This is a genomic window from Deltaproteobacteria bacterium (genome assembly GCA_016709225.1).
Taxonomy (GTDB): domain Bacteria; phylum Myxococcota_A; class Polyangia; order Nannocystales; family Nannocystaceae; genus Xiheibacterium; species Xiheibacterium phototrophicum.
On sequence record JADJEE010000012.1, the window covers coordinates 1,420,378 to 1,443,868 of the forward strand.

Here is a 23,491-nt window from a genome sequence, read left to right on the forward strand (position 1 = left end):
GGAAGTTCAGATGCCGCCGAGCGGATCGTCGGAGCCGTCGACCTCGAGCTTGGCGCGCGGCACTTCGGCGCGCACGACGAAGAGCACGGAGGCCTCGCCTTCGATCAGCTCGACGGGCTCGGCCATGCTCGCGGTCAGCCGCTTGCGCTCGACGACCTTGGCACCGTCGCGCTCGTAGGTGAGCGCGACCGACACCGCGCCGTCGTCGGTGGGCTCGATCGCGATCGCGACCGCGTGGCGGTGCTCGCCGACGGTCGTCGCGAGGCGATGGGTCTCGTTCCAGCGCAGGTGCTCGCCGACGAGATCGATGTCGGCACCGGCGGCATCGTGGAGATGGATCTCGACGCGGGCGCTGGTGGGGGCGACGGACTCGGCGGCGTCGGCCGAGCGCGGCAGGGCGGTGAGCACGAGGGCGGCGGCGAGGATCGAACGAAGCGGCGCGAAGGGCGAGGCGACGTGCTGCATGGTGGGGTCGACGTGGCCGCCGCGGGATTGATTGCCGGGCCCCGTTCTCGCGCCCTCACGACACCGCGACCATGGCTCGGAATGGCTCCGAAACCCCTGCACGCCCACGAATCCAGCGATTGGGGACTTCCGCCGCGACAGCGTCGTCGCACTGCGCGGACGCGCCACCGGTGGGCCGAAGGCCGGGCGTTGCCGCCCGCGAGATCACCGGTGGGGCCGTGGTGGGCGCGGCCACAGCCGCGAGGTCCGCCGCTGGTACTCGGCGTACTCCGGGTACTTCGCACGGGTGATCGACTCTGTGAACGACGTCGAGCCGATGAACAGCAGCGTGAGCAGGACCGGGCCCACCAGGCCGACGTTCAGCCACGAACCGCTGGCCGCCACACCGAACAGGTACATCGTCCACCACATCGCCTGCTCGCAGAAGTAGTTGGGGTGACGCGACCACGCGAACAGGCCGGTGCTCAGGAAGCGCGGGTGCACCGGGCCGCCCTCGGCCTGGCGTCGACGCTTGTCCTGGTGGAACGCCCACTGCTGTTCGTCGGCGACGGTCTCGCCGACGAGGAACGCCGCGAACAGCAGCGCGGCCACGGCATCGAGCACACCGAGCGGTCGTGTCGATCGAGCAGCGACCCACGCCGGTAGCGAGATGAGCAGCAACAACGCGTGCTGATAGCAGGCGATGAAGACGAGGTTGAACACCGCGAACGAGGTGGGCGACATGCGACGTCGCAGCTCGGCCCACCGATAGTCCTCGCCACCGCGGGCGTAGCCGCCCTTGCGCGCGAAGTTGAAGGTCAGTCGCAGCCCCCAGGCCAGGGCCGCGAAGAACATCAGGCGACCGCGGGCCGTGTCACCGCTGCCGGACCACGCGAACCACCCGACGTAGACCACCGGCGTGATCGACCACAGCCGGTCGACCCATGAGTACTCGCGGGTCACGACCGACAGCAGCCAGGAGAGGGCCGCAAACGCGGCGCACAACCAGATCGCGAGCTCGAGCGCCGACGACACGCCGGCAAAGGTAGCCGATCAGTCGTCGCCCTTCGACCGCGACGGCAGCAACCCCGGGCCCACCGTCAGCACCAGCATGATGCCCATCACGAGCTTGTCGTTCTGATCGATCCATGCCTGCGCCTTCGCGACCGCCTCGACCACTACCGGCAGCTCGAGCGCGAACGAGAAGCCCACGCCCACCGCCATCAGCGCGCCGCCCAGCACCAGCACGCCGACCGCGACCGGCGCGCCGCGAAATGCCCGCGCCAACGGATGCAACACCGGCAGCATCAGCCCGGGCGCCGACATCATGCCGATACCGGAGAAGCCGATCGTGAACACGAAGAACCACAGCGCGTTGGTGAAGAAGGGCGCGTTGGCCGGAAAGGTCGGGTCGACCGGCCCCAGCGAGACGTCGAGCACCTGTGCGATCACCGTGGTCGCGAACGAGAGGCCCAGGGCGAGCGCCAGCTTGGGTGCGGTCGCGACGCGCATCCACAGCGCACCGACACTCCCGCGCGGCATGTGGGCCTCGGCTGCGGCCGCACCACCGACCGCGAAGCCCGCGAGCGCGAACGGCAACAGCCGCGCGGACGCGGGCAGCAGCGCGGCGATCGGCGGGAAGCGTGCCGCGATCGCGGCCGCCGCCAGCAAGGCGCACAGGAGAGAGATCGCCGTGGCGGCGGCCGGGGCGGGTTGCTGCGATCGCGTCATGGTCGGGGCTCGCTCCGAGCAATCGGCGTGCCGCCGGTCGCGGCCCACCGATTGCCACGATCGCACCGACACCCGTGCGCGTCGAGGGTCGGCCCCATGCCCCACTTGGGCAGCGACGACGGCTCGGCTCGGGCGCGTCGCCGACGAATGTGCGCCGATCCGCCGGCACCCGCGGGTACCCTCGAGATCGACCACGCGATGAACGCACGCACCCCATCGATCGCGCTGCTGTGTTCGCTGGCCTGCAGCGGCGCTGCGCCGCCCGCCGCCACGGGATCGAGTGGTGCGGCCGACGCGACGGCCGCACCCACGGGTGCGACGACGGCGGGCAGCTCCGAAGCCGGCGACGATGGCAGTGGGGGCAGTGGGGGCAGCGACGACGGCGCAGCGCTCGAGCGCTACTGCGACGAGCCGGTCGCCGAGGTCGAGGCGCGCATCGACGCGTGGCTGGCCCAGCTCGAGGTCGACGAGAAGGTCGCCATGATGCACGGTCACGGCCTGCTCCCGGTCGACGGCACGTGGCGGGTGGACGGCCACGATGTGCTGGCGATCCCGGGCCTGCGCATGCTCGACGGCCCGCGCGGTGTCAGCCAGGTCTCGGGCGAGGACGCGGTCGCGTTCCCGGTCGGCATCGCCCGCGGCGCGACCTGGGACCCCGCGCTCGAGGCCGAGGTCGGGGCCGCGATCGCCCGCGAGACCCGCTCGGTCGGCGCCGACGTGCTGCTCGCACCGACCATCAACCTGCTGCGCCACCCCCGTTGGGGCCGCGCGCAGGAGACCTACGGCGAGGACACCTTTCACGTCGGCGCGATGGCGATCGGCTTCATCGACGGTGCGCAGTCGGAGCACGTCATCGCCACCGCGAAGCACTTCGCCGCCAACAGCATCGAAGACACGCGCTTCGACGTCGACGTGACGCTCGATGAGCGCACGCTGCACGAGGTGTTCCTGCCGCACTTCCGCCGCGCCGTCGTCGAGGCCAACGTCGGCGCGGTGATGAGCGCGTACAACTCCGTCAACGGCCAGCACTGCGACGTGAACCCGACGCTGCTGCGGGACATCCTGCGCGACGAGTGGCACTTCGCGGGCCTCGTGATGTCCGACTGGATCCAGGGCACCCACGGCGACGTCGAAGCGCTGCGTGCAGGGCTCGACGTCGAGATGCCGAGCGGCGCGCACTTTGGTCGGCTCACGCAGGCCATCGCCGGCGGCGAGCTCGACGAAGCCGAGCTCGATGCATCGCTGCGCCGGGTGCTGCGGGCGCAGCTGTGCGAGCGCCTCGACAGCGATCCAGCAGTCCTCGACCCCGGCGCGCGCAATACCGCAGCCCACCTCGCGCTGGCCGAGGAGGTCGCTCGCCGCAGCATCGTGCTCGCGCGCAACGAAGGTGTGCTGCCGCTCGATCGCACCAGCATGGGTGAGCTGGTCGTGATGGGGCCGCTCGCCGACGTCGAGAACCTCGGCGATCGCGGCAGCAGTGCCGTGCAGGTCGGCGAAGTCGTGACCGTACTGGAGGGCATCGTCGATCGTGCGGGCCCCGTCGGCGTGACGCATCTGGGCGCGACCACCCTCGGGCCCGACGAGCTGGCCGCGATCGCGGCCGCCGACGCGGTCGTCCTCGTGGTCGGTCTCGATGCCGACAGCGAGGGCGAGGGGTTGATCGCCGCCGGCGATCGCGACTCGCTGGCGCTGCCGCCCGAGCACCTGCAGCTGGTCCACGAGGTCGCCGCGCTGGGCCGCCCGACCATCGTCGTGCTCGAAGGTGGAGGTCCGATCCTCGTGTCGGATTTCATCGACGAGGTCGATGCGCTGCTGTTCGCGTGGTACCCCGGCGTCCGCGGCGGCTTTGCGATCGCCGACCTGTTGTTCGGCGACGCCGAGCCCAGCGGTCGCCTGCCTGCGGTGGTGCCGGACGCCGAGGGCGATCTGCCGCCGTTCGACAACGTCTCGCTGGCCGTCGACTACGGCTACCTGCACGGCTACCGCTGGCTCGACGCGATGGCGACCCCGGCCGCGCTGCCGTTCGGCTTCGGGCTCTCGTATACCCAGGTCAGCTACGACGCGATCCGCGTGGCGCACGAGGTCGTCGGACGCGACGACGTCATCATCGTCGAGGTCGACGTGAGCAACACCGGTACGCGCGCGGCGATCGAGACCGTGCAGCTGTACGCGTCGATGCCCGACACGGCGTGGCTGCGCGCACCAAAGGACCTGCGGGCGTTCGCGCAGATCGAGCTGGCCGCCGGCAGCAGCGGCACCGCTAACCTCGAGCTGCCGGTCGCCTCGCTGGCGATCCGTGACCCCGACGCACACGCGTGGATCGTCGAGCCCGGCGCCGTCCAGCTGCGCGCAGGGCCGTCGTCGGCCTCGCTGCCGCTCGTGGCCGAAGTGACCATCATGCCCTGAGGGGCCGCCGGAGACCGCGGCATGAAACCCAGCGCGCGGCGTGTGGGTCCATGCAGGCCCGAGCGACGCGCCCGCCGACGGCTGGTCGCGACGACTCGCGGGAGGGAAGCCACGCCATGGACACGTCGCTGGAGATTCGCGGACTGACGAAGACCTACGCCAACGGCGTGCGTGCGCTGCAGGGCGTCGACCTCGACGTGCCGGCCGGGATGTTCGGGCTGCTCGGCCCCAACGGCGCCGGCAAGTCGACGCTGATGCGTACCATCGCGACGCTACAGGACCCGGATGCAGGCTCGATCCGCCTCGGCAACCTCGACGTGCTGCGGGATCGCGACGCGCTGCGGCGCGTGCTGGGCTACCTGCCACAGGACTTCGGCGTCTACCCGCACCTCGACCCGCTCAGCTTGCTCGACCACTTCGCGACGCTCAAGGGCATCCGCGATCGCGGTGCCCGCCGCGAGGTCGTCGAGGCGTTGCTGCAGCGGGTCAATCTCTGGTCGGTTCGCAAGAAGCGACTCGGTGGCTTCTCGGGCGGCATGAAGCAGCGATTCGGCATCGCGCAGGCGCTGCTCGGATCACCACGCCTCGTGATCGTCGACGAGCCCACCGCCGGCCTCGACCCCGAGGAGCGCACCCGCTTCTTGAACCTGCTGTCGGAGATCGGGGAGCACGTGGTGGTGGTGCTCTCGACCCACATCGTCGACGACGTCGCCGACCTGTGCCCGCAGATGGCCATCATCGCCGGCGGCAAGGTGTTGCACCGCGGCCGCCCGTCGGAGGCCATCGAAGGCCTGCACGGCAAGACCTGGCGGAAAGTCATCGACAAGGCCGACCTCGACGCGCACCGCGAGCGCCACACCGTGATCTCGACGCGCCTGGTCGCGGGGCGCACGGTGATCCACGTCTTCGCCCCCGACGATCCCGGGGATGCCTTCGAGCGCGTCGAGCCCGATCTCGAGGACGTCTACTTCACGACCCTTCGCGGCGCGGCTTGAGCACGGAGTCCCACGGCATGGCATACGAGTTCTTTCGCTTCGAGGTCTACTCTCGGCTGCGCCAGCCCGGCGTGTGGCTGTTCTCCGCGCTGTTCGCCCTGGCCGCGTTCGCGTCGGCGTCGAGCGAGGCCGTCACCGTCGGTGGCGGTGTCGGGGGGACGGCGATCGACGCCCCGTTCGTCATCACGCAGATGCTGGGCATCTTCAGCGTGATCGGCGTGGTGATCGCGACCGCGTTCGTCGCGACCTGCGTGGTACGAGACTTCGAGCAGCGCACGTGGTCGGCGTTCTTCACCAGCCCGATCCGCAAGCGCGACCTGCTGCTGGGTCGCTTCTTCGGCTCGCTCGTGATGGTGTGGCTGGTATTCGTCGCGACCGCGGTCGGCATCGCGCTCGGCACCGCGATGCCGTGGCTCGACCCCGAACGACTGGTCGGCTTCCAGCCCGGCGCATACGCGTATGCGCTGGTGGTGCTGGTGTTCCCCAACCTGTTCGTGATGGGCGCGGTGTTCTTCGCGATCGGCACGCTCACGCGCCGCGTGCTGTGGGCCTACGTCGGGGTCGCCGGCTTCTTCGTGTTCTACGTCGTCTCGCAGAACCTCATGTCGGGGCTCGAGAACGATACCTTGGCGGCGTTCGCCGATCCGTTCGGCATGGGCGCGGTGGCGACGCACACACGCTACTGGACGTTGGCCGAGCGCAACACGCTGTCCCCGCGACCGGCCCCTTGGTCCTCGCCAATCGAGCGCTGTGGATCGGCATCGGAATCGTCGCGCTCGCGATCACCCAGCGCTTCTTTCGCATGCAGACCCCTGCCGAGGGCGGGGCGCGCCGCGCCGACGACCCCGGCGACGTCGCACGGATCGCACGCGACCGCCCGCTGCCGCGGGTGATGCCCGAGCACGGCCCTGCCCTCGCGTGGTCGCAGCTGCTGCACCAGGCCCGCGTGGAGCTGCTGGGCGTGGTGCGCAGCACCGCGTTCGTCGTCATCGCGCTGTTCGCCGGCCTCAACCTGCTGGGCTCGATCTACTTCACCGTCGACGATCTCTACGGCACCCCCGTGCATCCCGTCACGCGCCTGATGGTGCGCGCGATCGAGAACAGCAACGGCCTGTTCCTGCTGATCGTGGTCATCTTCTACGCCGGTGAGCTGGCGTGGAAGGAGCGGCGCCTCGGACTCGCCGAGGTCTACGACGCACTACCGCTGCCGAACTGGGTCCCCGTGGTCGCGAAGTTCATCGCACTGTGCGGCGCGCTCGCCATCATCCAGGGCGTCGCCGTGCTCACCGCGATGTGCGTGCAGCTGCTGCGTGGCTGGACGGAGCTCGAGCCCGGCCTGTACCTCGAAGGCGTGTTCCTCATCCAGCTCTCGCAGTGGATGCTGCTCGCAGCGCTCGCGCTGTTCATGCAGTCGCTGGCCAACAACAAGTACGTCGGGTTCTTGCTGGTCGCCGGCGTGTTCGTGTTGCAGCAGGTGATGCCCGCGCTGGACCTCGAGCGCGCGCTGTATCGCTACGGGTCGTCTCCGTCGGCGCCCTACTCCGACATGAACGGCTTCGGTCACTTCCTCACCGGCGTGTTCTGGTACCGCGTGTACTGGAGCTGCGGCGCCGCGGCGATGCTCGGCCTCGGCATCCTGCTGTGGCCCCGTGGCACCGACGCCCGCTGGGCGCAACGCTGGCGAGCGGCTCGGCGTGGCTTCCGCGGGCGGGTCGCTGCGGCGATGCTGACGTTGCTCGCTGGCTTCGCGGCGACCGGCGCGTACATCTTCTACAACACGGACGTGCTCAACCACTTCGAGCCGTCGGACCAGCGCGAGCAGCGTCAGGTCAGCTACGAGCAGCGCTACAAGCACCTCGAAGCTGCCGCCCAGCCACGCATCACCGACGTCGACCTCGTCGTCGAGCTGTATCCCGAGGCCCGACGCTTCGATGTCCACGGCACCCTCACGCTGCGCAATCGCACCCGCGAGGCGATCGCAGACCTCCACGTGTTCGTGCCGCCCGAGCTTCAGCTGCGTCGACTCGAGGCCGCGGGTGTCAGCGCGGCCGAGCACGACCCCGTGCTCGGCTACCACCGGCTCGCATTGGCCTCGCCGCTGGTGCCCGACGCCACCATGACGCTGGCGTTCGAGCTCGGCTTCGACGAGCCTGGCTTCGTCGAGCGGGGCTCGAACACCGAGGTGGTCTACAACGGATCGTTCCTCCACTCCCCGGCGTTCGTGCCTCGCATCGGCTACGAACGCGACAACGAGCTCAGCGATGCCAACGAGCGCCGCAAGCGGCAGCTGCCGACCCGAGCGCGTACGGCCGACCTCGACGACGCCAGCGCTCGCGCCCGCAACTACGTATCCGGCGAGGCCGACTGGATCAACTTCGCGGCGACGATCGGCACCAGCGAGGACCAACTCGCGCTCGCACCGGGCTACCTGCAGCGCGAGTGGCACGAGCACGGTCGGCACTACTTCCGCTACGAGATGGACGCGCCGATCCTCGACTTCTATGCGGTGCTGTCGGGCCGCTGGGAGGTGTTGCGCGATCGCTGGAACGACGTCGCCATCGAGGTCTACCACCACCCCGGTCACGGCATGAATGCGCCACGCATGGTCGAGGCGACGAAGGCCGCGCTCGACTACTTCACCGCGAACTTCAGCCCCTACCAGCACCGGCAGCTGCGTATCGTCGAGTTCCCGGCCTACGCCACCTACGCGCAGTCGTTCCCCAACACCATCCCGTACTCGGAGTCGATCGGGTTCATCGCCGACCTGCGCGACCCCTCGGACATCGACTACGTGTTCTATGTGACGGCCCATGAGGTCGCACACCAGTGGTGGGCGCACCAGGTCATCGGCGCTGCGGCGCAGGGCAGCACCCTGCTCGCCGAGACCCTGTCGCAGTACTCCGCGCTGATGGTGATGGAGAAGACCTATGGGCGCGAGCACATGCGTCGGTTCTTGGCGTTCGAGCTCGATCGCTACCTCGCCGGCCGCGGCAACGAGCCACTGCGCGAGCTGCCGCTGATGCGGGTCGAGGACCAGCCCTACATCCACTACAACAAGGGCAGCCTGGTGATGTACGCGCTGCGCGAGTACATCGGCGAAGACGCGGTCAACGGCGTGCTGGCGGGGTTCCTGCGCGACTACGCGTTCGCGGGCCCGCCCTATCCGACCGCCCGCGACCTCGTCGATCGCTTTCGCGCCGCGACGCCCGAGCAGTATGCGTACCTCATCGAGGACCTGTTCGAGACCATCACGTTGTTCGACAACCGCACCAAGGCGGCGCGCGCACGCGCACTGCCCGAAGGTGGCTTCGAGATCGAACTCGAGGTCGAGACCCGCAAGCTCCGCGCCGGCGACGACGGCAGCGAGACGCCGATTGCCATCGCCGACTTCCTCGAGATCGGCGCGCTCGGCGAACGGACGATCGACGGGCGCACCGAAGAATACCCCATCGCGCTGCAGTGGCAGCGTTTCGATCGTGACACCTCGACAGTGACCTTCCGCGTGCCGGCGCAGGCCGGCCGGCCGCTGCGCGCCGGCATCGATCCACGGGCACTGCTGGTCGACCGCGAGCCGTCGGACAACCTCCGTTCGGTCGAATTCGTCGACTGACGAACTTGCGCGGACGATCGACCTCGCGCACGCTCGGGCGTCGATGGACGCGACTCGCTCGGACGAGATCGTGGCGCTGCACCGGCGGGCGGTGGCCGCTGCCCGTGCGGCCGTGCCTGCCCCGCAGCCGCCCTACCACGCGTTGCTGCGGGTGGCCACCGGCGGGCGGGTGCGCGACGTGCTGCTCGGCCGTCGCAGCGTCACCGTCGGCGAGTTCGCGATGGTCGACTGGGAGCGCTCGCCGCTCGCGGAGGTGTTCTTCTCGCACCGCGAGGGCGACGAGTACCAGATCGACGTCGATCGTCGCACGCTCGTCGGCGTGGTGCAGATGCGGCACCTGGTGACCTTCGACGAAGGCGACCCGGTCGCGATCGAGTGCGAGCAGGAGACCCTGCGGCGCGGGTCGACGGGCTGGACGTGCACGCCCACGCCCGAGCTGCGGCTCCAGCCGCGACGGCGTCGTGAGCACTCGGTCGGCGATCCGGTGCTGCTCGATCCGGTGCAGCGCGCGGCGGTCGAGCTCCCGGCCGGACGCTCCGTGCTCGTGCTGGGCGAGGCCGGCTTCGGCAAGACCACGGTCGCGCTGCATCGCGTGGCGGCGCTGACAAAGGCCGCGACCGCGGCGGGCCAGCGCTTCCGCGCGTTGGTGGTGGTGCCCAACGAGCCGCTGCGGCGCCTGTCGGCGCTGACACTCGCGCGTCTGGGCTGCGAAGGTCTCGAGATCGCGACCTTCGAGCAGTGGGCGCTCGCGCAGGCACGGCGCGTGTTCACCGACCTGCCGCCACGGCTGTCGAAGGCAGCTGCGCCCGTCATCTCGCGGTTCAAGCGACACCCTGGCCTGCGTGCCGTGCTGCCGGAGATCGTCGCGGGCACGCCCGCGATGAAGCTGGTCGAACGCGGTGACCATGAGCGATTCGGCAGTCGCGAGGCCCTGCTGCACCTGTTCGGCGATCGCGACCTCATGCAGCGCGTCGTCGCCGACGCCGGCGGGGCCCTGCCGGCCGGCGCCGCCGCGACCGTCGTCGCGCACACGCGGCTACAGTTCACGCCGACCACGGAGCAGCGCTACGCCCACGTCAGCGCGGACCGTCTGCAGACCCTCGACGGCTTGGCGATCGACGACGGCACGCCGATGCAAGACGCCAACACCATCGACGTGGAGGACTGCGCGGTGTTGTTCGAGCTCCAGCACCTCGGCATGCCCGGCCTCGCCGGCCTCGCCGGCCGCCGCGATCGCTACGACCATGTCGTCGTCGACGAAACCCAGGAGCTCGCCGCGCTCGAGCTCGCGATGCTCGGGCGCGCGGTCGCCAGCGGCGGCGCGCTGACGGTCGCAGGCGACGAGGCGCAGCAGATCGACGACGGCGTCCGCTTCGATGGCTGGGCCGGCGTCATGCGGGAGCTCGCACGCCCGCAGTACGAGCGCGTCGAGCTGGCCTCGAGCTACCGCTGCCCGCCCGAGGTCGAGGTGCTCGCGCGCAACGTCGTCGGACGCTCGCAGGGCGCGAGCGCGAGCACCCGCGACGACGCCGCGCCGGTGCGGTGGTCGGCGTGCGCCGGTCAGTGTCACGTGGTCGTACGCTTGGTCGATGCGCTGATGGAGCTGCGCGAGCGCGACCGCCGGGCCCGCATCGCGATCGTTTGCCGCCACCACGAGTCCGCCCAGCGCATGCACGCGCAGCTCGAGCGCGGCTTCTCGTCGCGGCTGGCACTCGACGGCGACCTCGACTTCCTGCCCGGTGTGCTGGTCACCGCGGTCGAGGAGGTGCGTGGTCTCGAGTTCGACTACGTGATCGTTCCGGATGCCAGCCCCGGCAGCTATCCCGACGACGCCGCCGCCCGTCGGGCGCTCTACGTGGCCACGACGCGCACGATGCATCAGCTGTGGTTGCTGACCCCGAGCCTGTGGTCGCCGCTGCTGCGCGCCCTCGCGCCGGCACCGACGGCCTGAGTTCTCGCTTTCGCGCGTCGCTGGCCGTCTGGCCGCCGTCGCGGCAGCGCTCGGTTGTCGCAGGGCTCGCGGTGCGGTGTCCGCGTGGCCCGTTCGCGCTACCGTGCGCGCTCGAATGAACCGTCGCGTGCGTGGAGTCCTCTTCGTCGACTACGTGCGCATGATCCGTGGGCACAAGGCCATCGATTGGTCGAAGTATCTGCTCGACGAGGACGCCGCGATGCTGGTGCGCCCGATCGACCCCGAGGGTTGGTACCCGATGTCGACCTTCGAACGGCTTGGCATCGGCATCATCCGCGAGATCGGCGGTGGTCAGCTCGCCGCCGTGCACATGTGGGGTCGCTTCCAGGTCGAGTTCGTGCGTGCGGCCCACCCGACCCTCATCGCCACCAACGATCCGAGGGGCACCTTCATGCGCTTCCAGTCGCTGCAGCGCAGCTTCTTCGACTACGACGCGGTGACGGTCGACGAGGTGCTCGACGACTGCGCGCAGGTCTCGGTGCAGTACGGCATGGCGGCCGAGGCCGAAGAGGCAGCGTGCACGCAGAGCATGGGTTTCTGCGAGCGCATGGTCGAGCTCGCCGGTGGTACCAACGTCGTCTCGCAGTTCGACGCGACCAGCTGGCGCGGCGCCCCGCGCACGGTGATCTCGCTGCGCTGGCGCGAGCCAGACGCCTGAGACCGACGACGCTAGCGCATCGCGTCGAGCATCAACATCGCGCCGAACGAGATGCCGGCGGCGAGCGGGATCGTCAGCACCCATGCAATGAGGATGTTGCCGGCCACGCCCCATCGCACCGCCGACAGCCGACGGCTGGCGCCGACCCCCATGATGCAGGCATTGATGACGTGCGTGGTCGAGACCGGCACACCCGAGTGACTCGCGAAGAGAATCGTCAACGCTCCGCTGGTCTCCGCGGCGAAGCCCTGCAGCGGCGAGATGCGGATGATCTTGCTGCCCATGGTCTTGATGATGCGCTTGCCGCCGGCCATGGTGCCGAGACCGATCGCGAGCGCACACGCGAACTTCACCCAGGTCGGCACGCCCTCGCCGTGCGGCAGCACCCAGTCGGGCAGCGCGGCATGACCGGCCGCGACGTACGAGAGCAGCGCCAGCGTGATGATGCCCATCGCCTTCTGGGCGTCGTTGCTGCCGTGCGAGTAGGCCATCGCGCAGGCCGAGACCAGCTGCAGGCGCCGGGCCTGACGATCGACGAGCGCCGGTCGCCGGCGTCGAACGAGCCATAGCAGCGCGACCATGAAGAAGAACGCGAACACGAACCCCAGCAGCGGCGACACCACCAACGGCACCGCGACCTTCTTGACGAGCGCGTTCCAGTGGAAGGCGTTGACACCCGCATGCCCGACCACGGCGCCGGCGAGGCCGCCGATCAGCGCGTGGGAAGAGCTCGACGGGATGCCCCACCACCACGTCAGCAGGTTCCACACGATGGCCCCGATGAGCGCAGCGAGCACGACCAGCTGATCGGCGTCCTGGGCGTCGGCGAAGCCCGAGGCGATGGTGTGTGCGACCGCGGTGCCGGCGATCCCACCGGCAAAGTTCAGCACACCGGCGATGATGACCGCGGTCCGCACCGGCAAGACCCCGGTCGAGACCACCGTCGCGATCGCGTTGGCCGCGTCGTGGAAGCCGTTGATGAAGTCGAAGATCAGCGCCGTGATGACGACGCCGATGAGCAGGCTAACCATGCTTCACCGCGAGCGTGGCGAGCACCATGGCGACACGCTCGCAGCGGTCGACCGCGTTCTCCAGGTCTTCGAGCACCTCGCGCTCGCGCAGCAGGACCTTCACGTCGACGTCGTCGGAGCGGTACAGCTTGCTGATCGCGCCGCGAAAGATGCGGTCGGCATCCTTCTCGAGGCCGCGCACCGCCCGGGTGTCGGTCATCAGCGGCTCGAATCGTCGCAGTCGCAGGTTCGGCAACGTCCGCGCCAGCTGCTCGGCCGCGGTCCCGAGCATGTCGATGAGCGCGAGCATCTCCTCGCTCGGCCGCGGCACGCCCAGGAGGTCGCAGGCACGTGCGGCGCCGTTGGCGAGATCGGTCACATCGTCGATGACCTGTGAGAGCTGATGGATGTCCTCGCGATCGAGCGGCGTGACGAAGGTCTTGGCGAGCAGCTCCTCGATCTCGTGCACGAGCGCATCGCCCTCGTGCTCGAGCTTCTGCAGCGACGCCGCCAGCATCGCAGGCGTGCATGCCGGGTCGCGGAACTCCGCGAGCGCACGCGCGGCTCGCAGGGCGACGTCCATCTGGCGCTCGATCAGCTCGTAGAATCGATCTTCGCGCGGGAGGATCAGACGGATGAGGTCTTGGAGTGCCATCGGAAGAGACGGCGCTACACGTAGCACGACGGCCCGAGACCGCGTGTGACGCTGGTGTGACACTGCTCCGCGGCGGCCACGCCCATGTCACCTGGACGCAACGTGCGTCGCACCGCCGCGGGGGCCGGACGGGTGATCAGGGTCGAGCCCGCTCGCACGCGCGGAGCCCCTCGAAGCGCTCGAACGCGGCGCCACCCGCCGCTGCGAGCCGGCCCGCGAGCTCACGCGTCTCGTAGGCACGCACGAGCCGCTCGAGCGGGGCCGCGGTCACTTCGTGATCGGTGAGCGCCAGCTGTGCCGCGGCGGCTCGCTCGCGTGCGCGAAGATACTGCGCATATGCGCTCGAAGCCGCGAGCGTACGGGCGATCTCCTCGCGATCGTGCCGGTACACCGTCGCGAACTCGGGGTGCCAGGGATCGTCGAGCACCGGCCAACGCGCGAGCAGCTCTCCGGCCGCGGCACGGAACGCGGCGTCCTCGTCGAGCTGCGCCTGCTCCACCGCCGTCGATGCCGCGTCGATCGCCAGCGCGGCCTCGGCGAGGCGCGCCTCGGCCGCGCCACGACCGTCGAGACCGACGCGACGCAGCAGTGCCTCGATCACCGCGTCCTCCTCCGGCAGATCGACGTGCGCGAGCGGCCCACCGCTCGGTGCGTGGCGACGCAGCCATCGCTCCGAGGTCGTGGTCGGCACGTCGGCGGCCGTCGACGCGATGCGCACGCGCGTGTGCGCATCGAGCAGGCCAATCACGCCGTCGTGATCGTAGTCGAGCACGTCGAGCGTGAGCGGCTCGCCGTCGCGCCCACGCCCGCGCAGCGCCTCGAGGAAGTGCATCGCGTAGCCCTCCTGCTCCGCCCGCTCGGGGTTGGGATCGCAGCCCGCCGCCTCGAGGTCCCACGGCGCGGCGAACAATCCGCAGTGCAGCTGCGGCGACGGCCCGCTGGCTTCGTCGGCGTCGTCGAAGACGAGCTCGGCGAAGCCGCCCGAGAAGCACGTCGTCACGACCAGCCGCACCGGTCGACGCGCGTCCTCCAGCACCGACGCGACCTGTTCAGGCGTGACGTCGGACCCGGCCCACAGCGCCACCGTGTTGGCGCGGGCCTGCGCACCGACGTCGCCGTGACCTGCGACGAACACGAGCAGTGGATCGCCGGATCGCGAGGTCGCGAGGTCGAGCGCGTCGAGCACGTGCGCGGCGGTTGCGGGCGCGTCGACGGGGATGTTCGGCGCGCGGTACTCTGCGTTGCGCCCGCCACGGGGCGCGAAGAGATCGGCGAGCGCACTGCCCAACGGATCGCGCTCACCACCGGGGCGCTGGACCTGCACCACGGCCGCGTCGGCGCCCGCGGCGAACAACACCACGCCACGCTCGCCCAGCACCTCGCGCGCGAGCCCGACGTCTTGCTCGATCTGCACCTGCGTGGCCTCGGGCCACGCGCCCGCACCGACGGCGATCCATCGCGCCTGCGCGATGCGATCGCCGAGGGCCCCGGAGAGCGTCGATCCGCGCGACGTGGGCATCGACGTCGCCGGCGGGCTCGTCGACGGAAGCGACGCCGCGGCGACCGGGGCGAGCGCGTCGTCGACGAGCGGGGCCTCGCGATGCCGCGCATGCACCAGTGCGAGCGCACCCGCGCCGGCCACCGCGACGCCGAGCAAGAGGAACTGGCCGCGGCCCACGCGAGGATGGTACCCGCAAGGCCCCGGGATCGGGCACTACTCGACCACGGTCACGCGGCTCGACGCGCTGTGCCCGAAGCGCTCGGGCTCGTACATCTCCTCGGCCTTGACCGGCGGCAGCAGGAACTCGCCGATGGTGGTCGCGCGCGCGGTGTAGCTGTGGGTGTAGACCCCGGCCGGCAGCTGATCGGCGAACAGCAGCATGCGATCGTCGCGCAGATCGGTGTGGCTGAAGGTGTACCACCAGCCCCACCACCAGCCGTCGTAGGACCACGGGCGCTTCGCAAAGCTGCTGCTGCTGCTCGACGACGCCGCCACCGAGGTGACGAACTTCGGATTCTGGCCCTCGAACCCGGCCGGCAGCGCGTCGTCGACGACCACGTAGTTGGCGCGATCGCTGACCACGAGATTGATGGTCACCTTCACGTTGGTGCCGGCCTTCACCACCCACGCGCCATCGGCGGTCTGCTTCACGGCCTCGGCATCGACCTTGCCGTCGTTGCCCGGCAAGGCCTCGTAGGTGCGGTAGACGGTGAAGCCCTGGTCGACCGCGGGCAGCTTCAGGCTCGCGGGCGCGTAGCGCAGACCGACGCGATAGTAGAGCTTTCCGACGCCGTCCTTGCCGATCGTCAGCTGCTGACGCGCGCCGGCATCCTTGAGCGTCTTCATCGCGATCTTCTGCTCGGTCTGCACCATGCTGCGACCGTGGAAGCCCTGCTCGCCGGTGAAGAGCTCGTCGAGCCACACCCGGGCGGTGAAGTCCGGCTCGTCCTTCTCGACGACCTCGAAGTAGCGACTCGCCGCGACCAACGCCCACGCGTTGGCGTGGGTCGACAGCCAGCGACCGCCGCGCTTGGGATCGCGGTCGTCCATGATGCCCGCGATGATCTTGGGCAAGCGGGCGTCGGCGGCATCGATCTCGAGCAGCGCCATCAGTGCGATCGCGTCGGTCTGCACGTTGGAGTGCATGAGCAGGCGAAGACCGTCGGAGGCGGCCTCGCTGCGCGACTCGGCGAAGTGGATGGTGCGCGCGCTCTCGACCACGCCATCGCGCAGCTCCTCGAGCACCGCATCGCGCGCGCTGGTGCGGCCGTAGCGATGCGCGGCCGACATCAGCAGCACGCGGGCATACAGCGGCATCTCCCCGCGATGCGGCCACACGGTGTCGAACAGCGCGTCCCCCCGCTTCTCGCCCGAGAGCAGCCACAGCCCGAACGCCCGCGAGGTCCAGTCATAGTAGTCACCCCAGCGAGTGCGATAGCCGTACTGCACGAAGTTCTCGACGTACTGCAGCGCGCGATCGAGCTTCGCCTGATCGACGGCATAGCCCTGCCGCTTGCCCTCGAGCAACGCGAACGTGGCCCACACGGTGAGGTACGGCCAGCTCTCGTCGGCACGCCAGTAGCCGAAGCCGCCGTCGTAGAGCTGATGCGTGAACAGCCGATCGATGCCCTCGCGTGCGAGCTGCTTGCGACGAATCTCGTCGCCGAGCCCGGCAATCGGGAACGCATCGAGGATGTCGCTCAGCGCGAAGATCGGCAGGATGCGGCTCGCGGTCTGCTCGGCGCACTCGTAGGGGTAGTCGACCAAGTACTCGACCGCGTCCTCGAGCCCCGACATCGCGGTCGAGCTGAAGCTGAGCTCGAGGCCGCCGAAATCGGCCAATGCATCGGCGGGCGGAACCACCGTGCGCTGGACCGAGCCGTCGGTCATGCCGTAGTCGGCGAAGGCTTGCGCCGTGGCCGGGAAGTGCACCGGGATCGTGATCTCGGTGGCGTCACGACCGCGGTTGCTCATCGCCGCAAACTGCAGCCGCATCTGGCCCACGCGCTGCGCGGCCATCGGGAAGCGGACCTCGCGGGACTCGCCGGCCGGGATGTCGACGAACTGCTCCTTCGCGCCCGCGAAGGCGACGTTCAGCCCGCGGGTGCCGACTAGCACCTTCTGCGCCTCGCCGCTCTGGTTGTCGACCATCACCGAGCCCTCGAAGGCGTCGCCGAAGTTGGCGAAGCGTGGCAACGAGGGGCGAATCATCACGGCCTTGCGCACGCGCACCGAGCTGTCGCCGCTGCCGAAGCGATCGGCCGCCTTGGGATCCACCGCCACCGCCATGATGCGGAAGGTGGTGAGGTTCTCGGGCATCGGGATGTCGACCCGCGCGGTACCCGATTCGTCGGTGAGGATCTCGGCGTCGAAGAACGCCGTGGTCGCGAACATCGTGCGCAGCGATACCGACTGCGCCATCGCGACGTTGGTGTCGAAGGCGGGGATGGCATCGTCCGTCTCGGCGGCGCGCCGCCGCGACGACGAACTCTTGGCCTTCTCCTCCATCGGCTTGGGCGCAGCCGCCGGAGCCGGCATCGGCACGCTCCCCGATGGCGCGTCGGCGTGCTCCTTGTCGACACCGCCACCGCCTCGACCGATGGTGCCGATGCCGGAGAGCCCGATCGTGCCCTCGCCGGTGCCGCCGCCACCACGGCCAGTGCCGACGAGGCCCAAGCCGGCGCTCGACAGCTGCTCGGCGCTGCGCGCCATGACGTTGGCCTGCAGTGCGTGCATCCACACCTCGCCCTGGTGGCGATAGTGGAAGAACGACACCGGATCCGGCGTGGTGTAGTTCATCAGGCTGAGCACGCCCTCGTCGACGACCATCACGGCCACCGCGGCCGGCACGGCCTCGCCGTTGTCCTTGCGGGTGGTGTGGATCGTCAGCGACACGCTGCCCTTGGGCTCGACCTCGCGGGCATTGGGCTCGAGCACGACGGCGATGGTCTTGCTGTCGCTCGACACGTCGAGCGCGAGCGTACCGACGGCCGCGGCCGGCATGCCGAGATCCTGACCGGCGGGCGCGCCCGGGATCGTCACGCGACCGCGGGTCAGCAGCGCCGACACGGTCACCCCGCCGACCATCGCCTCCGTGATCGGCACCTCGACGGCATGGGCACCGCCGGTCACCGTGACGGGGTACTCGCGCGCGATGCCCTCGCGCTCGACCACCACGACCCCGCGCGCGTCGGTGAACGGCGAGCGCAACAAGAGCTTCGCCGTGTCGCCGGGCGCGTACTTGCGGCGGTCGGCGACGATGTCGACGCGTCGATCCTGGCGGTCGTCCCAGATGATCTCGTCCTTGCCGTGGACGTAGACGGTGATCTCGCTGCGCGTCGTGTGGCCCTTGGCGTCCTTGGTGGACGCGCGCGCGAGGTAGCTACCAGCCTTCTCCGGCGTCACGCTGCAGGTCGCCGGCGCGGCGCTCGACTCGAGCGCGCAGGCTCCCGCCGCGACCTCGGTGGTCTTGTACTCGAACATCCACGCGCCGTTCTTCTCGACCGGCGTACGCGTGGTCTCGCGTCGCACGAAGTCGATCTGCACCGCGTTGCCGCTGACCCGCGTGCCCTCGAGGTCGACCACGATCGCCTCGATCTCGGCCTGCTCGCCCTCGCGCAACACCTGCCGCGTGCTGCGGAGACCGGCGTACACCAACGCGGGATGCACCACGAAGCTGCCGCTGCCGGCGATGGCCTGTCGATTCTCGTCGGTGACGACGGCCGAGATCGTGTACCTGGCCGCCGCCTGGACCGGCTCGGGTCCGCCGGTGCTCGCGGGCGCCACGGGCGGCGTCGGCACGGTGCCCGGCGGCGGCGGCTCGGTGGCGGCGACGACGTGCTCGACGCGGTACTTGCCGCGCGCGTCGAGCGTGCCGGTGTTGCTCTCGAGCGTGCCGAGGAAGCCGCGCGAGAGCGGGTCACCGAGGTAGCCCCAGCCCCACTGCATCGGTGCACCGAAGGTGAACGCGTCGTTCTCGGAGCCCGGCGGACGGAAGTCGGTCACGTCACGCGTGAGCGCGTAGCTCACCGCGCCGCCCACGAGCGGCGCGCCGTGCAGGTACTCGCCCGCGATGTCGGCGACCAGCCGATCGCCGAACACCAACGGGGTGCTCTCGGTCCGCGCGACCTTCACCGTGAACTCTGGCGTCCGATAGGTCTCGACGGGGATGCCGTGGTAGAAGGTCTCGTTGGGGCCGAACAGGTTCGGCACGTCGAGCGTGAACTGATAGGTCCCCGTGCCGCCGTCGGGCTTGGTGGGGATGTCGACCGACATCGTGCCGAACGCACCGATCTTCACGTCGCCGGCCGCGACATCGACCCCGCGCTCGTCGACCACCTTGTACTTGGCCGAGGTGTCGGTTCGCCACCACTGCACCGCACCCTCGGGCCCGCGGCTCTCCTTGCGGAGGATGCCGACCAGGTGCACGGTGTCGCCGGGCTTGTAGGGTGTGCGATCGGTGAAGAAGAACACCCGATCGATGTCCTCGCGGTTGTCGATGTAGCGCCACGCGCCGCGCAGATCGGACTGGTCGAGCCGCAGGAACGCCGAGTCACCCTCGTGCTCGGCGAACAGCATCAGCGGGCCACCTTGATCGCCGTGATCGAACTTCGCCTGCGCGAGCCCTTCGGCGTCGGTCTTGCCCTGCCAGCGCGGAGTCGACAGCGCGCTGGCGTTGGCCAGCACCAGCGAGACCCCGGCGAGCGGCTCGCCCGACGCGAGGCTGGTGACGAGGATGGTGCCGGAGTCGCGATCGAGCGCGGCCGCGAGCCCGAGGTCGGTGACCTCGACCAGCTGGCCGAGCCCCGCACGCCAGGTCCAGCCATCCGCCTTGATGGGGTTCGAGCGCGCGATGAACCAGCCTGCGGTGCGGGTGCCGAGCACCGCCTTCAGATCGAGCTCGAAGGTCCGTCGCTTGCGGCGCGAGTCCGACACGTCGAAGCTCTTGCGGAAGCTCGAGGCGGTCTTCCCAGTGGGCCACTGCCACTCGTTGTCGTAGCTGTAGACGTCGAGGAAGTCGGCCGCGCCGTCGCGTTCGAGCGCCACGCCCTCGACCTCGAGCTTGGAGATGCCTGCGATGCGCATCGCCACCTTGGGGTCGGTGCCACGCTCCAGAACCAGCGGCGACTTGGGCGAGCTCAGCAGCGAGATCTCCGGGTAGTGGGGCCCCAGACGAATCGAGGCCTTGAACGGCTTCGCGAGCGTCTGCCCGTACACGTCGATCACGCCCGCATCGACCGTGACCTTGTACGTGGTGTCGCCGATGAAGTCGCCGCCGATCTCGATGCCTTGACCCCACGACGAGATCGTCATGCTCTCGACCGTCGGTGTGACGTGGACCTTGTCCTCGAGCTTGATGTCGGCGATCGAGGTGCTCGCGATCAACGAGATGCCGTTGCCGGCCCAGCACGGCCCGTAGCACGGCGCCTGCGACAGCGTGAGCGGGGGGTAGGTCGAGAACGACGTGGTCAGCGGCGCGCTCTCCAGCTTGCCCTCGCCGAACACACCACGCGGCAGCGACAGCTGATAGGTGGTGTTCGGCTGCAGCTTGGCCTTGGCCTGGAGCATCACGGTGCGATCGCGCTGCCACGGCTCGCGCGCATCGGGGGTCGGCGCGGGGGCCTCGGCGAATTCGATCTCGCGACCGCCGCCCTTCCAACGCAACGCGGCCAACAGCGCGGTGCGCTGCACCGGCTGGTTGAACGTGAGCGTGACGATCGGCTGGAGGTCGATGTTGCCCGCGCCGTCGTAGGGCGACGCCGACTCGAGCGCGAGGGTCGGCGTGGTGATGGTCCAGCGCTGCGCCTTCGCCAGCGCGGTGCCAGACTCCGACTTGGTGCCCGCCGGGACCTCGATGGTGTACTCGGTCGAGAACGGCAGCCGACCCTCGGGGTAGTAGGCGGCGGTGCGCGTGCCCAGCCAGCGCAGCTTGCCGGGCGGCAGCGGATCGATCGTGAACGGCATCGCGACGGTGGCGAGCGACTCGACCGAGGCGAGCGGCACCATCGGCTGGTCGAAGGTCACGCGGATCGCATCCACCAGCGCCTGCTCACCGGTGGGTCCGAAGCGCTCGATCGTGAGCGGCCCGCCGGCGACCACCGGCTTGCTCGCGGTCGACGGCAGCTCGGGCGGGAACGGCAGCTCGATGGTCTCGGTGGTGGTGGGCGGCTTCTCGGGTCCGGGCCGCGGCACGATCTCGGTCGCGATGTCGCCGGGATGGGGCTCGAGCGGCGGCACGCCCGCCCACAGATCGAGCTCCGTGTGGAGCTCGGCGCCGCCGGTCTGTGGCTCCTCACCCGCGGCCGCAACCTCGGCGGTCTTGTCGGTGCAAGCCGCGACCCCGAGGAGCGCGAGCACCAGCATGGCGCGCGCACGAGGACGAAGTGACGCGGGGTTCGTGGCAGCTGCGGACATGGCGACCCATGGTAGCGGTTGTTCTCGGGGGCGAACGCCGACCGCCGCACGGCGCCCGTGGGAGCTGCAGAAGCGCTGCACCAACGCGCGGCCACCCGCGATGGGTCTGGTGCTACCGTCCGCACGCCATGTCTGCGCGTCACCTGGGTCTCGCCGTCGCTGCGCTCTGCCTGGTCACCTGTCGCGAGCCGACGCCGCAGCCACCCCCATCGTCGCCCGGCAGCGAGGGCCCAGCGTTGTCGCCGTTGGCGGGGATGTTCGCGTCGAAGCTCGACGAGCCGGGCCCCTACGAAGCGCCGCGCCAATCCGCGGATTTCGAGGACGGCGCGCCCTACTACGGCGTGCTCTCGCTCGACGCGCCGCTCGGCGAACAGGCCGCGTTCACGCTCTTGGGCGGGGCAAGCTCGCCGCTGCACGAGCTCACCGAGCGCCTGCGCACTGCAGCCAAGGACGAAGCCCTGCTCGGGCTCGTCGTGCGACTCGATCGGCCCGACTTCGACGTCGTGCACGCGCACGAGCTGCGCGCCGCGTTGCTCGCGTTCAAGCAGGGCGGCGAGCGCACCATCTGGTGCCACACCGAGGGCGTCGGCGATGCCGGCTACCTGGTGTTGACCGCGTGCGATCACGTGGCGATGGCGCCGCTGGCCGAGCTGGCGATCACCGGCCCCGCGGCCACGCCGATCCACTTCAAGGGCCTGCTCGACCGGCTCGGCATCACCGCCGATGCCCTGCATGTCGGTGCGTTCAAGGGCGCCGCCGAGCCCTTGACCCGCGAGGCGCCCTCACCCGAGATGATCGCGACGCTCGAGGCGATCGTCGAGGGCCGCTACCAGACCGAGCTCGCGGCCATCGCCGACGCGCGCGGGCTCTCGCGCGAGCAGGCCATCGCGGCCATCGACCGCGGGATGTTCGACGATCGCGAGGCGATCACCGCGAAGCTCGCCGACGAGAGTGCCGACTGGCCGACCTTCCTCGAGCGCGCGCGCCAGGGCAAGCCGTGGAAGACGCTGCGCGGCGCGACCAAGCTCGGCGACCTCACGGCGCTGCAGCGCTTCCTGGGCCTGCTGCCGCCCGAGCGCCCGAGCGACAGCCACGTCGCACTGGTCTACGCGACCGGTAGCATCGTCGACGGCGACGGCAACGGCCTGCTCGGGGCGCGCGAGCAGATCGCATCGCGCACGTTGGTGGCGGCGCTGCGGGCGATCGCGGCCGACGACAAGGTCGCAGCCGTGGTGCTGCGTGTCGACTCCGGTGGCGGCAGTGCGCTGGCCTCCGAGCAGATCTGGCAGGCCGCGAGCGAGCTCGCCGCCCGCAAGCCGTTGGTGGTATCGATGGGATCGGTCGCGGCCTCGGGCGGCTACTACATCTCGGCACCGGCGCAGCGAATCTTCGCCAACGCCGACACCCTCACCGGCTCGATCGGCGTGGTCGGCATGAAGCTGGTGCTCGGTGACGCGCTGCGCGGCATCGGCGTGACCACGCACGAGGTCCGCCGGGGAGAGCGCGCGACGATGTGGTCGTCGATGCGGCGATGGAGCGACGGTGAGCGCACCGCGATCGAGGCGATGATGCGCGCGACCTACGATGTGTTCGTCGATCGCGTCGCGGCCGGCCGCAAGCTCGATCGCGCCGCGGTGGAGCCCATCGCCCAGGGCCGGGTCTGGACCGGCAACGACGCCAAGGCACGCGGTCTCGTCGACGCGATCGGGACCCTGCAGGATGCCCTCGACGACGCGCACACGCGCGGCGGGGTGGCCCCGGGGACCGCGCTGGAGGTCTACCCGCCCGAGCCCACGCTGCGGGACATCATCGCGAGCCTCGGTCAAGCGCAACTCTCGACCGGAGCCAGCCTCGCGCTGGTCGATCGCGCGCTGGCGGCTCGCGCCGCCGAGGACGCCCCCGGCGCGCCCGCATCGGGCCTCGTCGCGGCGATCGCCGCTCCAGCCGCTCGCCTGCACGCGGGCGGGCGCCAGATCGCTCCCACGCTGGCGCTCGCACGGATGCTCGCGACCGTGCTGGCGCTGCAGGAGTCGCACGTGTGGGCGGTGTCCCCGGCGATGTGGCTGTTGCAGCCCCGCTGACACCTTGCCACCAT

At 70.3% G+C, this 23,491-nt stretch carries 14 protein-coding genes; 7 read left to right on the forward strand and 7 right to left on the reverse strand.

The window, feature by feature from the left end:
• Window positions 1-6: 6 nt before the first annotated feature.
• From IPH07_30855 to IPH07_30865, 3 genes are all read right to left on the reverse strand, one after another.
• Window positions 7-465, reverse strand: a complete 459-nt coding sequence (locus IPH07_30855) for a hypothetical protein (GenBank protein MBK6921837.1) — start codon at window positions 463-465, stop codon at window positions 7-9.
• Window positions 466-669: 204 nt separating this feature from the next.
• Entirely contained in the window at window positions 670-1,479 is an 810-nt protein-coding gene (locus tag IPH07_30860; GenBank protein MBK6921838.1) for a DUF1295 domain-containing protein, read from the reverse strand.
• Window positions 1,480-1,497: 18 nt separating this feature from the next.
• Window positions 1,498-2,175 carry a hypothetical protein gene (locus tag IPH07_30865; protein MBK6921839.1) on the reverse strand — a complete coding sequence of 226 codons (678 nt, stop codon included), beginning with the start codon at window positions 2,173-2,175 and terminating at the stop codon, window positions 1,498-1,500.
• A gap of 198 nt (window positions 2,176-2,373) precedes the next feature.
• Between IPH07_30865 and IPH07_30870 the strand changes: the two genes are divergently transcribed.
• The 6 genes from IPH07_30870 (at window position 2,374) to IPH07_30895 (ending at window position 11,816) form a co-directional block, all read left to right on the forward strand.
• Window positions 2,374-4,581: a glycoside hydrolase family 3 C-terminal domain-containing protein gene (locus IPH07_30870; GenBank protein ID MBK6921840.1), complete on the forward strand. Its 2,208-nt coding sequence runs from the start codon at window positions 2,374-2,376 to the stop codon at window positions 4,579-4,581.
• Between the two features lie 116 nt (window positions 4,582-4,697).
• Window positions 4,698-5,576 (forward strand): ABC transporter ATP-binding protein, encoded by an 879-nt coding sequence (locus IPH07_30875; GenBank protein MBK6921841.1) that lies wholly within the window; start codon window positions 4,698-4,700, stop codon window positions 5,574-5,576.
• Entirely contained in the window at window positions 5,573-6,469 is an 897-nt protein-coding gene (locus IPH07_30880) for an ABC transporter permease subunit (GenBank protein ID MBK6921842.1), read from the forward strand. The genes IPH07_30875 and IPH07_30880 overlap by 4 nt, the downstream gene beginning before the upstream one ends.
• Window positions 6,379-9,186: a hypothetical protein gene (locus IPH07_30885; protein ID MBK6921843.1), complete on the forward strand. Its 2,808-nt coding sequence runs from the start codon at window positions 6,379-6,381 to the stop codon at window positions 9,184-9,186. The genes IPH07_30880 and IPH07_30885 overlap by 91 nt, the downstream gene beginning before the upstream one ends.
• A gap of 43 nt (window positions 9,187-9,229) precedes the next feature.
• Complete coding sequence (locus tag IPH07_30890; GenBank protein ID MBK6921844.1) at window positions 9,230-11,137, forward strand: AAA family ATPase; 1,908 nt, start codon at window positions 9,230-9,232, stop codon at window positions 11,135-11,137.
• 127 nt (window positions 11,138-11,264) lie between these two features.
• Window positions 11,265-11,816 carry a hypothetical protein gene (locus tag IPH07_30895; GenBank protein MBK6921845.1) on the forward strand — a complete coding sequence of 184 codons (552 nt, stop codon included), beginning with the start codon at window positions 11,265-11,267 and terminating at the stop codon, window positions 11,814-11,816.
• An 11-nt stretch (window positions 11,817-11,827) separates the two neighbouring features.
• Here IPH07_30895 and IPH07_30900 read toward each other — a convergent pair whose 3' ends face one another.
• The 4 genes from IPH07_30900 to IPH07_30915 form a co-directional block, all read right to left on the reverse strand.
• Window positions 11,828-12,847 carry an inorganic phosphate transporter gene (locus IPH07_30900; protein MBK6921846.1) on the reverse strand — a complete coding sequence of 340 codons (1,020 nt, stop codon included), beginning with the start codon at window positions 12,845-12,847 and terminating at the stop codon, window positions 11,828-11,830.
• Window positions 12,840-13,481: a DUF47 family protein gene (locus IPH07_30905; GenBank protein ID MBK6921847.1), complete on the reverse strand. Its 642-nt coding sequence runs from the start codon at window positions 13,479-13,481 to the stop codon at window positions 12,840-12,842. Before IPH07_30905 ends, IPH07_30900 begins: the two co-directional genes overlap by 8 nt.
• Before the next feature lie 136 nt (window positions 13,482-13,617).
• Entirely contained in the window at window positions 13,618-15,159 is a 1,542-nt protein-coding gene (locus tag IPH07_30910; protein ID MBK6921848.1) for a hypothetical protein, read from the reverse strand.
• Window positions 15,160-15,195: 36 nt separating this feature from the next.
• Window positions 15,196-21,345 carry an Ig-like domain-containing protein gene (locus IPH07_30915; GenBank protein ID MBK6921849.1) on the reverse strand — a complete coding sequence of 2,050 codons (6,150 nt, stop codon included), beginning with the start codon at window positions 21,343-21,345 and terminating at the stop codon, window positions 15,196-15,198.
• A 179-nt stretch (window positions 21,346-21,524) separates the two neighbouring features.
• Here IPH07_30915 and sppA point away from each other — a divergent pair, with 179 nt between their 5' ends.
• Entirely contained in the window at window positions 21,525-23,477 is a 1,953-nt protein-coding gene (gene sppA, locus IPH07_30920; protein ID MBK6921850.1) for a signal peptide peptidase SppA, read from the forward strand.
• The last annotated feature ends 14 nt before the right edge of the window (window positions 23,478-23,491 follow it).

Excerpts from the sequence above, each read along its gene's own strand:
- IPH07_30885 (MBK6921843.1), top strand. The coding sequence starts at position 6,379 with ATGCAGACCCCTGCCGAGGGCGGGGCGCGCCGCGCCGACGACCCCGGC.
- IPH07_30865 (MBK6921839.1), bottom strand. The coding sequence starts at position 2,175 with ATGACGCGATCGCAGCAACCCGCCCCGGCCGCCGCCACGGCGATCTCT.
- IPH07_30875 (MBK6921841.1), top strand. The coding sequence starts at position 4,698 with ATGGACACGTCGCTGGAGATTCGCGGACTGACGAAGACCTACGCCAAC.
- IPH07_30870 (MBK6921840.1), top strand. The coding sequence starts at position 2,374 with ATGAACGCACGCACCCCATCGATCGCGCTGCTGTGTTCGCTGGCCTGC.
- IPH07_30855 (MBK6921837.1), bottom strand. The coding sequence starts at position 465 with ATGCAGCACGTCGCCTCGCCCTTCGCGCCGCTTCGTTCGATCCTCGCC.
- IPH07_30905 (MBK6921847.1), bottom strand. The coding sequence starts at position 13,481 with ATGGCACTCCAAGACCTCATCCGTCTGATCCTCCCGCGCGAAGATCGA.
- sppA (MBK6921850.1), top strand. The coding sequence starts at position 21,525 with ATGTCTGCGCGTCACCTGGGTCTCGCCGTCGCTGCGCTCTGCCTGGTC.
- IPH07_30890 (MBK6921844.1), top strand. The coding sequence starts at position 9,230 with ATGGACGCGACTCGCTCGGACGAGATCGTGGCGCTGCACCGGCGGGCG.
- IPH07_30900 (MBK6921846.1), bottom strand. The coding sequence starts at position 12,847 with ATGGTTAGCCTGCTCATCGGCGTCGTCATCACGGCGCTGATCTTCGAC.
- IPH07_30915 (MBK6921849.1), bottom strand. The coding sequence starts at position 21,345 with ATGCTGGTGCTCGCGCTCCTCGGGGTCGCGGCTTGCACCGACAAGACC.